Genomic DNA, 10883 nt, shown 5'->3' with positions numbered 1-10883 from the left:
CGCCTGTCATAGTGCCTGCCAGTACGTCACTACCGCCTACCCAGAGCATTACGCTAATCGCACTAAAGGTTAAAAATATTACCGCAGCAATTAAAAAAGAGCGCTGTTTAATACGGCTTTTGGCAACGTTAAAGGCTTTTTCGGTTTCTTGAGCAAAGGCGTGTTGCTCACGCTGTTCGTGGCTGTAGCTTTGAACTACCTTAATATTTTGAATGATCTCGCCGGCATAGGTGCTTATATCGGCTATTGCATCTTGGCTAGAACTTGCAAGTTTGCGAACCTTTTTGCCAAATACCATCATCGGCACTAATACTAGCGGCACACACGCAACCACTACGAGCGTAAGCTTTAAGTTAGTCACTAACAGCATTACCAAGCCACCCACTAACATTAATGCACTGCGCAGCGCCATAGAAAAGGAAGAGCCAATAATCGATTGCAGCAAGGTGGTGTCGGTTGTTAAACGCGACATAAGCTCGCCACTGCGGTTTTCTTCAAAGTAACTTGGGTGCAAGGTAACAATGCGATTAAACACCGCTTTGCGAATATCGTTACTGACTAGTTCGCCAATCCACGACATTAAATAAAAGCGGCTAAAGGTGCCCACAGCCAATAAACTAATTAAACCAATAAGCACTAATACAGCTTGTTGTAGCTGCGCTTGGGAGCCAGCAATAAAGCCATGATCTATGACAAACTTAACCCCTTGCCCTAATGATAAGTTAACACCAGCGGTGACTAAAAGGGCGCCAAGTGCCGCCACTACCATCCATTTATACGGTTTAATAAACGCAAAAATAGGTAATAAACTACTAAAAGCGGCTTTTTCGGGCTTAGGGCTTGTTTTTGACATAGTGGATTCTTTTTAAAGGTTAAGGTATAGATATGGCACTAAGATAATAAAAATCAATACTTTTAAACATTAGCATCAATAAGGAAACGTTATGACTACTGCAACCGTAAGTGGAGAATTTAATGTAAATCTGGCCCCAATAGAAGGCTACGCAAGCGGCCAAAACGGCGTTAATTTAGGGCGTATGTCGATAGATAAAACATTTAAAGGTAGCTTAAATGCCACCAGCCAAGGCGAAATGCTAAGCGCCATGACTCCTACGCAGGGCAGTGCCGGTTATGTTGCCATAGAGCAAGTAATAGGCGAGCTTGAAGGTAAACAAGGCAGCTTTGTTTTACAGCATTTTGGTACTATGGATAAAGGCCAAGACAGCCTAATTTTAAATGTAATTCCCGATTCAGGCACTCATGAGCTAGAAGGGTTAACGGGCAGTATGAAAATACGTATTGAGCAAGGGATTCACTACTACGATTTTGAATACACCTTATAATACCAATCCGCAATATTACTTAATCATTTTGCGGGCCTAAACGTGTCGCTACCTGCGTTAAAAAATTCTAATTTAGAACAACTAAATAGCGAATTTTTTGCCTAGCTATCAACACGTTTTTCCGTCCTCAAAAAAGATCACTTAAATAAGCGAATTGGTATAAGATACACAAGGATTAAAATGCAAAAAGTAATCGAATTTAGGAAGACCCGTTTTTTGGGTGGCGTAGATATAGCCGCACTGAATGATCGCATACAGGAATTAAACCAAGATGGCTGGAAAGTAATAAACGCAGTGCCATTGACAGGTTTTTATGGCCAAGTGCATGGTTATACATTATTTATTGAAACTGACGAGCTTTAAATGACATTTACAGTATGGTTAAGCCTAGCGGCTATTTGTATGATGGGTGCAATGTCGCCAGGGCCAAGTTTAGCGGTGGTTTTAAAGCACTCACTTAACGGCAGTATGAAAAACGGAATGCTTGCCGCGCTCAGCCATGGTACCGGTGTTGGGTTATACGCAGGTGCATCGTTATTAGGGCTAGGCGCTTTAATGATGCAGTTTCCGACTGTTTATCAAATACTGGTGTATTTAGGCGCAGCCTATTTGGCGTATTTAGGTATAAAAATATTGCTAGCAAAACCGAGTAATAACGAACTTGAAGTACAAAAAAGTGAAGTAAGTGCTGGCCAAGCTTTACAAGATGGTTTTGCTATTGCCTTTTTGAACCCTAAGCTCGCTATTTTCTTTTTAGCCTTGTTCTCGCAGTTTATTGACCCTCAGCTACTTACTTTAAGCGTGGGCATAATTATGTGTTTAACCGTGTTTGTAATTGATACCGGCTGGTATTTGCTGGTGGCGTTGCTGACAGAGGTTTCAAAAAATCGCTTTGGCTTTACCAAGCAAAGTCCGTGGCTTGATAAAATACTGGGAGTCGTATTTATTGCCCTTGCGATACGAGTAATTATTAGCGTGTGATAATTTGTCACACGCTAATAATATTAAAAACGATAGTTAACCGACATCATAACAGTTGTGGTGTTATCGGTATCAATAATGGGTGAGTCTTCAATATCAGAATCGAGCTGCTTATAGTTAACCATGGCATTTACGTTCCAGTTTTTATTAATGTAATACATTAAAAATAAACCTGCATTATAGTTAACCGTAGAACCAAGTTCGTAAGGCGCATAGGTGGTAGATTCGCCCTGTGCTACACCATAATAATAGTTAGATACATCACTGCTATTTAGCTCAACACCCACAGAAGGAATGAGCATTAGTTGTTTAGATAACTTAATAGGGTAACTGTAATTGGTTTTAAATTTAGCGCCATCGCCGTGGCCTATTACATCATGAGTAGCACTGGCGCTTATTTTACCAAAGCTTGCAGTGTAGCTAACCTGCGTGCCTGCGTAGAGTGATAGCTTTCTATCGTCTAAGGCTTTTATGGCTGCAAGGTCTGAATCTGAGGTATCAAAGTTATCACCTGGCTCTAAAACTAATGACCAGTTAAAACCTTGCTCCTCCACTAATTTATAATCAAGCGACAAACCTTTAAAACTAAGCCTTTCGCCTTCGTAAGTAATGATAGGTAAAAATAGCGTTTCACTGTCGGTACCTGCATAAGGTGAGCTGGTAGAAATGACACCGCCCCCTAATGAAAACTGCGACTCAGCTTGAGCAGTAATACTGCCAAGTGCAAGTGTGCCAACTAATAACCGTAGTGAGTTTTGTATATAAGTGTTCATGGGAGCCTTGGTGTTAAGTAAAAAGTGAAAATTGTTTGCGATAAGTAAAGTGTGCCGCAACGCTATTAGGCTTTAGTGTAGCTATATTTTTGATTGGCGTTTGTAAGAGAGTGTATGAAAGTTTATCTGAATGTAAGTGGGTTAATACTCAGGCTTTTAATACAGATAAAACCTGAGTATGGATGCTTTAAGCGTGTTGATTTAATTTAAATTGTTTACGGCTATACATAAATAATAACGTGCCTGGAATATATAAAATAAGTGAAAGCGCTAATGTGTTCAGCCCCGCAGCATAAACAAGCCATAAACCATACACACTTGCGCCTAACCCCATTAGCTTAATTGGGACTGAGAGCTTTTGTGCAAAGGCGACCTTTACCATATAGGCGGCAACTAAAAAGTACGGCACCAATATCATAGACGTTGATACAAGCACTAAGGTGTTATAACTCTCGCCAGTAAATAAAATAAGCACTAAGCAAAGTTGCACTGTAAGACTGGTTAAAGTTAATGACGCTATAGAGGTTCCGTTATGATTTTGCTTTTTAAAAACGTTAGGAAATGCGCCGTATTTAGCCGCGCTGTTAGGCACTTCGGCGGCGTAAATAATCCAACTTAAGTAAGAAGCCAGTACCGACACAATAAGCCCCGCACTTATAATAACTTTGCCTGTAGTGCCACTCATCATGGCCATAATGCCCGCCATTGAAGGGTTACTAAGTTGGGCAATAGTGCTTTGGTTCATTATTCCAAATGACAGCATGGTAATAGCAATATATAAAATAAGCGCTGCAACAACGCCTATCACCGTGGCTAGGCCAATATCTTTACGGTTTTTGGCACGAGCAGAGAGCACAGCTGCCCCTTCAATACCAGTAAATACCCATAAAGTAATAAGCATGGTATTTTTTACTTGATCAATAAAGTCTGTTTGCACGCTCACATGGCTTTGATTTGCCTTAAATACGTTAGGGTCAAAATAAGCATAAGCAAAGCCGATAAATAGCAACAGCGGGATCACTTTAGCGATAGTACCAAGCAGGTTAATGAAAGAGGCCTGTTTAATGCCTTTAACAATAATTAAATGCACAGCCCATAAAATAATAGATTCGCAAATAAACGCCATAAGGGTATTACCCTGGCCAAATAGAGTGAAGGTTGGCGTATCTACAAATGCGCCTAAAGCAGCAAAAGCCACGACTAAATAACCCACCACCCCAATGGTGGCGCAAAGCCAATAGCCCCATGCAGATAAAAAGCCTGCTAGTTCGCCAAAGCCTTCTCTAGCATAAATATAAATGCCGCCGTCGAGCTCTGGCTTAGCGCGAGATAATTGTAAAAAACACCCTGCAAGTAATAAAATACCTACACCGGTGATAAGCCAGCCTACTAAAACAGCATTTACACCGGCCACTTCGGCCATATTTTGTGGCAGACTAAATATCCCAGCCCCTACCATTGCACTAAATACCAGCGCGGTAAGTGCGACTAATCCAATTTTATTTTCTTTCATTTTACTACTTACACGTAAGCTAATAATTAGCGTTATAAAGAGGCAAAGTGCTGATTTAACGTTGCAATGTGTTCAGGGCCTATGCCGCAGCAGCCACCAATTATGCTGGCACCTTGTTGTTGCCATTGCTTAGCCCAGTGCAAGTAAGAAAGCGGGGTTAAGTCTTTGCGAACCTCATCTAACCCTTCGTTAGCTGTGGCTTCTTTAGTTTGTGGCGCAAATGCATTTGCGTAAGCACCCACTTGAACATGCTCTGCTTTTTGTGCTTTTAATTCCTTTTGGGTTACAACTAAAGCTTGCTCTATTACCTCAGGCTGGCAGCAATTAAATAAAATGCCTTTTACATTTTCTTTTAGCATTGCAGTGACCGCATCTTGCACCGACTCGCCCGAGCGTAACGTGGCTTGCTCATTAGGGTTTTCATCGTCAAGGGTAAAGGCAACCCACACAGGTTTTTGACTATCACTTACTTTACTGATTAGTGCTTTAATATCGAGCGCTTCTTGAATGAGGCTTTGGGTTTCTATTAACCACAGGTCGGCATAAGGTGCTAGGCCTTCTATTAAAGGCGTGGCAATGCGTGTTAGTTGCTCTGCTTGGTATAAATCTGGGCGATATGAGCCAAACATAGGAGGTAAACTTGCCGCTATTTTTGTGCCTTTATTGTGTTGCTCGACCGCTTTTTTAGCCGCTAGTCCGNGGCGGTTGCAGCCAGTGATTTAGCAGATTGGTTAAAGCGCTCTTCGCCAATATGAAAAGGCACTAATGCATAGCTATTTGTGGTAATAACAGTGGCACCACTTTGTATAAAGTTACTATGAGCCTGCGTTACTTTGTCAGGGGCTTCTATTACTGCCAATGCTGACCACTCAGGTTGCTGAAATGGCGCACCAATACGAGTGAGCTCTCTGCTCATGCCGCCATCGAGTAAAGTTAGAGTATGAGTTGTCATTATGTTCCCTTTGTATGAGATAATTTCACTTTGGATGTTTAGACGTCTATAAAGCTATTACCCAGAATATAAAGCACACAATTAGGTTAAACAACCCTATAAATTAAAATAATAGGCGTATTAACTAAGCGTTATCATTGCTTAACAACCTCGTTAAATTGCATTGAAGTAATTGATCACGTAACTTAAACAAGCAGTGTATTTTACTAGCAGTAAAGCGCTGTGTTTGAGTAGATTAAGGATAAACCAATGAGCAACCCTATTTTAAAAAGTGCCAGCTTTGATCCCAAAGTGAAGCAATACTGGATGACCATGGCATGCTTTTTTAGTGCCGTTGCATTAGTAACCATTCCACTTATACCTGTGGTGTTATTTGTTGTATGGCTGGTGGCAGGTAAAATTTTGGCCGCTATGTCGGCGCAATTACTCACGCAAAAGCTGGTTGTTAAACGCGGCATTTTATTTAAAGAAGAAAAATCTATACCGCTTGAAAAAATAACCGATGTGGGGCTGAACCAAGGGCCGCTTATGCGCTTTTTTGGGTTATACCGCTTAAGCTTTGAAACTGCAGGGCAGTCGGGTCATGGTGCATTAGTGTCATTACTTGGTGTTGAAAATGCCAGTGAGTTTAGAGAAGCCATACTTGAGCAAAAAGATAACTTAGCTGCGCAAGCCCCTAAAACACAGGAGCTTGCTGAAGATCACCTCAACCAAGCATTACTTGCTCGCTTAGTTGAGGTAGTAGAGCGCATAGATACGCGTTTGGCAGCTTTAAAAGCGAAGCGTTAAGCGTTTTGTAATTGAGCCTGACCTGCCAGCATACTTAGCTCTTTGGTACGGCTTTCAACAACCTGATATTCGCGCGCTTTAATTGTACTTATATAATTCCACTTAGCACTGGCTTTTGCAGGTGTAAATGTAACGGTTAAATAGCCGCGCTCTACTAAATTATTATAAGCAAGGTCATCAACTAATAAGGCAATTACTTGCTCTATTTGGGCTACGGTTTGTGCATCTTGTGTGTTTAGCGCTAAATATTCTTCAAGCCCTGGTGATGAAACCGATGCCGTTGCAAATTCCACCCCAGCATTTTGTGAGGCTGCAATAGGGTTACTGGCATCAGTTTTAAGCTGTCCCGCCCAGCCGTTATGAGTATCTCCGGCTAAAACTACTAAGTTTTTTTGTGCTGCAATAGCGGTGCCTAATAATACTTCTCGCTCGTAGGCGTAGCCATCCCACGCATCAAGGTTATACGGTATGGTGGTTTGAACACGGGCAAGCTCTGCCTCGGTTACACTTGGGTCGCCCGCTAATACACGGCCTTTAATTTGCGCCAGCTCTGCAAATAATACATTGGCCTGTGCGAGCAATTCACTTGGATCGCCTCCGTTTGCCTGAGCACTTTGTAAGCTAGCAAGTAGTAACATGACCTCTACTGGTAAGTGCATTTTTGTCATTAGCACTTGTTGCCCTAACACTTGCCACTGTGTGCTTGAGGTAGTGATGGCGTCACTAAGCCATGTAAGTTGTTCGCTGCCTAATAATGCACGGTCTGTTGCGCCTATTGCTGCAGCAAATGCGCTTTGCCCTGCAGGGGAGGTAAGGTCAAAATCACTATAGTTAAGCTGCTCATCACGCGCTAATACACGGGTATCTAGCATGTATAAAGAGACTAAATTACCAAACTCAAAGCGTCGGTAAATACGTTCTTTGTCGGCTACATTACGAATTGGCATCCACTCAAAGTAGGCTTGTAGCGCATTGAGTTTACGTTGGCTAAATTCGCCTTCACCTTCGTTATGATTTTCTGCGCCTTCGCGCCATGTGTCGTTGGTGATTTCGTGGTCGTCCCACACTGTTATAAATGCACATTGGCTATGGGCTGCTTGTAAGTGGGCATCGAGGCGATAATTTGCATAGCGTTTTCTATAATCGGTCAGTGCGATAATTTCGCTGCTGTTATCTAATGGTAGCAGTCGCTCTAACTGTGCGGCGTCTTCCGTTGCATAACCCGTATTGCTGTATTCGTATATGTAATCACCTAAGTGCAGTACCGCATCTAAATCGCTTTGCTTAGCAATTTCGCCATACACATGAAAATACCCGGCAGGGTAATTTGCGCACGATACAACGGCTAATTTCACCTGATCAACCGCACCGACAGGAAGCGTTTTACCTTGTCCGATAGGGGAGGTTTTTCCGTGTGCATTAAAGCGATAGTAATAAACGGTGTTGGCATCAAGCCCTTGTAAATCAACTTTAAGAGTAAAGTCGGTGGTGTCACTGATATGTGTTTCACCATCGTGAACAATATTTGTAAAGCTTTGGTCGGTGGCGGCTTGCCATTGTACTTTTAACGATTTAGTTGTTACATCGAGTGGGGTTACACGGGTCCAAATAATTAAGCTATCGCTTAGCGGGTCGCCGCTGGCAACGCCGTGGTCAAAGCTAACGGGTGTGTCGTCATCATCGTCAAAACGACAGCCTGTTAAACCAAGTGATAATACGGCAGNAAATCCTGCTGCCGATGCTTTTAAAAAACTTCTCCGTGTAAATGCCATTGCTTTGTACCTGTAAAGTGTAAAAAGCAAAGTGTAGGCAATTTAGGTTACTTTTTTGTGAAGCAATTAAAAAACTTCACTTACTTGCGTTGCATTACACGTAATAACGGTAACGTTTTCGTAGCCTACGCGGGTTAGCGCTTCTGCACCTAAAGTGGCGCGGGCACCGCTGGCACAATGTAAGTAAATAGGGCGTGCAGCGTCTTTTTCTATTTCCATTAGCTTCATTTCGAGTAATCCGCGTGGAATATTTATTGCCCCTACCGCAGCTACATTGGCATGCTCAGCGGGTTCGCGTACATCAATAAGTAAACCTTTATTTTGTTCTAACTCTTGCTTAGCTTGCGCTGCATCAATACGGCGTTGGTTAGGTGTGATAATTTTTAGTAAATCAGGAATTGAAGTAAGCATTAGTCTGTAAATCCTCTTTTGCGCAAAAAAGTCATTAATGGGCACCATTTAGTGTAGGCGGATTGCACTAAGTTAATACCAATAAATAACGTTAAAAATTGAAAGTTACTATCAACAAAGTAGCTTAAAAGCACAGAAATTGTAACGGCACTTCCGCCAATTAAGAGTATGGCGTCACTTATTTTCATGAATTGACCTTAATATTAGTTTTTTCTAATGTTAATTATATTAGAACTTACTAATGTAAAAGTCTATAATTAAAACACGCAAAATAATTAAGTATCACAATGAATATTGAACAACTTGCAGAAAACGCTCAGCAGGCAGAGCAATTTTTAAAATTAATGGCAAATAAAAACCGTTTAATGATTTTATGTAGTTTATTGCAAGGTGAACAAAGTGTAGGTGAGTTAAATCAAAATGTTCCGTTGGCGCAGTCTGCTTTGTCTCAGCATTTGGCAAGTTTACGTAACGCCCAGCTAGTGGCAACTCGCCGTGAGGGACACACAATTTATTATTCGTTAATCGACCCAAAGGTTGAGTCGATTATTACGTTACTATACGAATGGTTTTGTAAGCAAAGTACCGCTGAGTAATTTGCTTTAAATAAAAGTGGCAATCTCATCAAGCGACTTTTTATCAAGTGCATGGGCAGGTACAGTTGCATCGTCACTTGGGTAGCCCGCAATAAGTAACATGTAAGGACGTTCGTTGTCTTTGTCGCGCTTACAAATGTCGGTTAAAAAACTCATTGGTTTAGGTGTATGGGTAAGCGTAGCTAAGCCACAGCGGTGCAGGGCTTGTATTAAAAACCCAGTAGCTAGCCCTACTGATTCGTGCACATAATAATTGGTGTTTTTATCATCTGTATTCACACCGCCTTTTTTTTGACTAAACACTGCAATAAGCCAAGGCGCATGCTCTAAATAGGGTTTATTGGCGTCGGTACCTAATGGTTTTAGCGCATCAAGCCACTCTTCACCTGCTCTGCCTTCATAAAAAGAGCGCTCTAGTTTTTCAGCGGCCTCTCTTATTTGTTTTTTTACATCGCTACTGTTTATAGCTACAAAATGCCACGGTTGATGATTCGCTCCACTTGGCGCGGTACCTGCTGCTTTTATACAGGCTTCAATTATATTTTTAGGCACAGGTCGGTCGCTAAAGCTGCGAATACTATGGCGGCGCTGGCTGGTTTGTAAAAATTCGGTTGCGCGTTTTAGCATTTCATCGTGAGGGTATTCTATAAAGTCGTTTAGTGGTTGGCTTTGATGTTTTTGCATGGCTTTACGCTTCTTATAAAGTGTGTGAGTGGTTTTTATACCGACTGAATAAATGCGAGGCAAGTATTATTACCTATCGTGTTTATTTATTGTTACAAAATTAACCGCTGCGTAACTTATGTTCCTTTTTTTAATGTGATATAAAAAGCGCAATAAAAAAACTATTAAAATTCAAGGAAGTAAAAATGCTATCAATAACAGGGTTATCTAAAACCTACGATAATGGCGTACATGCACTACAAGGTGTTGATTTATCTATAGGAAAAGGAATGTTTGGGCTGCTTGGGCCAAATGGGGCCGGTAAATCATCACTAATGCGTACTATTTCTACGTTGCAATCTGCCGATTCGGGTTCAATTACTTTTGATGGTATTGATGTTTTTAAAGACCCACAGGCTCTGCGCCAACGTTTAGGTTACCTACCGCAAGATTTTGGTGTATACCCACGTGTTAGTGCTTACGACTTGCTAGACCATATGGCTGTTTTAAAGGGCATTCATAATAAAGGCGAGCGTAAAGAGTCGGTAGAAGGCTTGCTTGCACATACTAATTTATATCAACATCGCTCAAAAGCGGTAAGTGGCTTTTCGGGCGGTATGCGCCAGCGTTTTGGTATTGCACAAGCCTTACTAGGTGACCCTGATTTACTAATTGTTGATGAACCAACAGCAGGGTTAGACCCTGAAGAGCGAAATCGTTTTCATAACTTGCTAGTAAGCTTAGGCGAGCAAAAAGTCGTTATATTATCGACCCACATTGTTGAAGATGTAGCAGAGCTTTGCCCAAACATGGCCGTACTGGCAGGCGGAAAAATATTATTAGAGGGTAACCCCATTGCCCTTACCGATAAACTCCAAGGCCAAATTTGGCGCAAAGCCATGAGCCAAGAAGAAGCACTAGAGCTTGAGCCGCAACTGCCTGTTATTTCAAAACGCTTATTTGCTGGGCAAACCATATTACATGTATTAGCCAATGAAGCCCCTGAAGGTTTCGAGCTCAGCAGTGCAAACCTAGAAGATGTGTATTTTTCTACGCTGCTTAATCATCGTAACAGCCAAGTAGCATAAGG

At 41.7% G+C, this 10883-nt stretch carries 13 protein-coding genes and 1 pseudogene; 6 read left to right on the top strand and 8 right to left on the bottom strand.

Translation table 11 applies throughout. The features are described 5' to 3' along the window. A partial coding sequence (locus L650_RS0111200) for an ABC transporter transmembrane domain-containing protein (protein WP_029773151.1) occupies positions 1-853 on the bottom strand: 853 nt, incomplete at its 3' end. 91 nt (positions 854-944) lie between these two features. Between L650_RS0111200 and L650_RS0111195 the strand changes: the two genes are divergently transcribed. From L650_RS0111195 to L650_RS0111185, 3 genes are all read left to right on the top strand, one after another. Next, the gene (locus L650_RS0111195; protein WP_029773150.1) at positions 945-1343 is read left to right on the top strand and encodes a DUF3224 domain-containing protein; all 399 of its coding nucleotides are present in this window, start codon (positions 945-947) and stop codon (positions 1341-1343) included. A gap of 180 nt (positions 1344-1523) precedes the next feature. After that, positions 1524-1706 (top strand): hypothetical protein, encoded by a 183-nt coding sequence (locus L650_RS0111190; protein ID WP_029773149.1) that lies wholly within the window; start codon positions 1524-1526, stop codon positions 1704-1706. Continuing rightward, complete coding sequence (locus tag L650_RS0111185; RefSeq protein ID WP_029773148.1) at positions 1707-2324, top strand: LysE family translocator; 618 nt, start codon at positions 1707-1709, stop codon at positions 2322-2324. It begins immediately after the preceding gene. A 23-nt stretch (positions 2325-2347) separates the two neighbouring features. Here L650_RS0111185 and L650_RS0111180 read toward each other — a convergent pair whose 3' ends face one another. The 3 genes and pseudogenes from L650_RS0111180 to L650_RS0111170 all read right to left on the bottom strand — a co-directional run bounded on the left by L650_RS0111180 (position 2348) and on the right by L650_RS0111170 (position 5562). Beyond that, on the bottom strand, positions 2348-3097 hold the full coding sequence (locus tag L650_RS0111180) for a MipA/OmpV family protein (protein ID WP_029773147.1): 750 nt from the start codon (positions 3095-3097) through the stop codon (positions 2348-2350). A 187-nt stretch (positions 3098-3284) separates the two neighbouring features. Then, the gene (locus tag L650_RS0111175; RefSeq protein ID WP_029773146.1) at positions 3285-4610 is read right to left on the bottom strand and encodes a basic amino acid/polyamine antiporter; all 1326 of its coding nucleotides are present in this window, start codon (positions 4608-4610) and stop codon (positions 3285-3287) included. Between the two features lie 32 nt (positions 4611-4642). Further along, a pseudogene (locus L650_RS0111170) lies at positions 4643-5562 on the bottom strand (homocysteine S-methyltransferase family protein). Between the two features lie 249 nt (positions 5563-5811). Here L650_RS0111170 and L650_RS0111165 point away from each other — a divergent pair. Further along, positions 5812-6351: a PH domain-containing protein gene (locus tag L650_RS0111165; protein WP_029773145.1), complete on the top strand. Its 540-nt coding sequence runs from the start codon at positions 5812-5814 to the stop codon at positions 6349-6351. On the opposite strand, the gene L650_RS0111160 is transcribed toward L650_RS0111165, so the two are convergent. The 3 genes from L650_RS0111160 to L650_RS0111150 all read right to left on the bottom strand — a co-directional run bounded on the left by L650_RS0111160 (position 6348) and on the right by L650_RS0111150 (position 8722). Continuing rightward, on the bottom strand, positions 6348-8123 hold the full coding sequence (locus L650_RS0111160) for an alkaline phosphatase D family protein (RefSeq protein ID WP_029773144.1): 1776 nt from the start codon (positions 8121-8123) through the stop codon (positions 6348-6350). The genes L650_RS0111165 and L650_RS0111160 overlap by 4 nt on opposite strands. Positions 8124-8189: 66 nt before the next feature. After that, positions 8190-8534: a rhodanese-like domain-containing protein gene (locus L650_RS0111155; RefSeq protein WP_004589222.1), complete on the bottom strand. Its 345-nt coding sequence runs from the start codon at positions 8532-8534 to the stop codon at positions 8190-8192. Continuing rightward, on the bottom strand, positions 8534-8722 hold the full coding sequence (locus tag L650_RS0111150) for a DUF2892 domain-containing protein (RefSeq protein WP_004589221.1): 189 nt from the start codon (positions 8720-8722) through the stop codon (positions 8534-8536). Before L650_RS0111150 ends, L650_RS0111155 begins: the two co-directional genes overlap by 1 nt. A gap of 99 nt (positions 8723-8821) precedes the next feature. On the opposite strand from L650_RS0111150, the gene L650_RS0111145 reads away from it, so the two are divergent. Further along, a complete protein-coding gene (locus L650_RS0111145) occupies positions 8822-9130 on the top strand; it encodes an ArsR/SmtB family transcription factor (RefSeq protein WP_004589220.1) in 309 nt (102 codons plus the stop codon). A gap of 6 nt (positions 9131-9136) precedes the next feature. On the opposite strand, the gene L650_RS0111140 is transcribed toward L650_RS0111145, so the two are convergent. Continuing rightward, on the bottom strand, positions 9137-9814 hold the full coding sequence (locus L650_RS0111140) for a nitroreductase family protein (RefSeq protein ID WP_029773143.1): 678 nt from the start codon (positions 9812-9814) through the stop codon (positions 9137-9139). A gap of 185 nt (positions 9815-9999) precedes the next feature. On the opposite strand from L650_RS0111140, the gene L650_RS0111135 reads away from it, so the two are divergent. Then, positions 10000-10881, top strand: coding sequence for an ABC transporter ATP-binding protein (locus L650_RS0111135; protein ID WP_029773142.1), 882 nt, complete (start codon positions 10000-10002; stop codon positions 10879-10881). Positions 10882-10883: the final 2 nt, after the last annotated feature.

Origin of the sequence: Pseudoalteromonas sp. TB51 (genome assembly GCF_000498055.1) — a bacterium.
Taxonomy (GTDB): Bacteria; Pseudomonadota; Gammaproteobacteria; order Enterobacterales; family Alteromonadaceae; genus Pseudoalteromonas; species Pseudoalteromonas atlantica.
Note: the sequence above shows the minus strand (reverse complement) of the source record. Positions and strands in the feature narration are given on the sequence as shown.

Excerpts from the sequence above, each read along its gene's own strand:
- L650_RS0111145 (WP_004589220.1), top strand. The coding sequence starts at position 8,822 with ATGAATATTGAACAACTTGCAGAAAACGCTCAGCAGGCAGAGCAATTT.
- L650_RS0111165 (WP_029773145.1), top strand. The coding sequence starts at position 5,812 with ATGAGCAACCCTATTTTAAAAAGTGCCAGCTTTGATCCCAAAGTGAAG.
- L650_RS0111190 (WP_029773149.1), top strand. The coding sequence starts at position 1,524 with ATGCAAAAAGTAATCGAATTTAGGAAGACCCGTTTTTTGGGTGGCGTA.
- L650_RS0111175 (WP_029773146.1), bottom strand. The coding sequence starts at position 4,610 with ATGAAAGAAAATAAAATTGGATTAGTCGCACTTACCGCGCTGGTATTT.
- L650_RS0111155 (WP_004589222.1), bottom strand. The coding sequence starts at position 8,534 with ATGCTTACTTCAATTCCTGATTTACTAAAAATTATCACACCTAACCAA.
- L650_RS0111185 (WP_029773148.1), top strand. The coding sequence starts at position 1,707 with ATGACATTTACAGTATGGTTAAGCCTAGCGGCTATTTGTATGATGGGT.
- L650_RS0111140 (WP_029773143.1), bottom strand. The coding sequence starts at position 9,814 with ATGCAAAAACATCAAAGCCAACCACTAAACGACTTTATAGAATACCCT.
- L650_RS0111150 (WP_004589221.1), bottom strand. The coding sequence starts at position 8,722 with ATGAAAATAAGTGACGCCATACTCTTAATTGGCGGAAGTGCCGTTACA.
- L650_RS0111195 (WP_029773150.1), top strand. The coding sequence starts at position 945 with ATGACTACTGCAACCGTAAGTGGAGAATTTAATGTAAATCTGGCCCCA.
- L650_RS0111135 (WP_029773142.1), top strand. The coding sequence starts at position 10,000 with ATGCTATCAATAACAGGGTTATCTAAAACCTACGATAATGGCGTACAT.
- L650_RS0111180 (WP_029773147.1), bottom strand. The coding sequence starts at position 3,097 with ATGAACACTTATATACAAAACTCACTACGGTTATTAGTTGGCACACTT.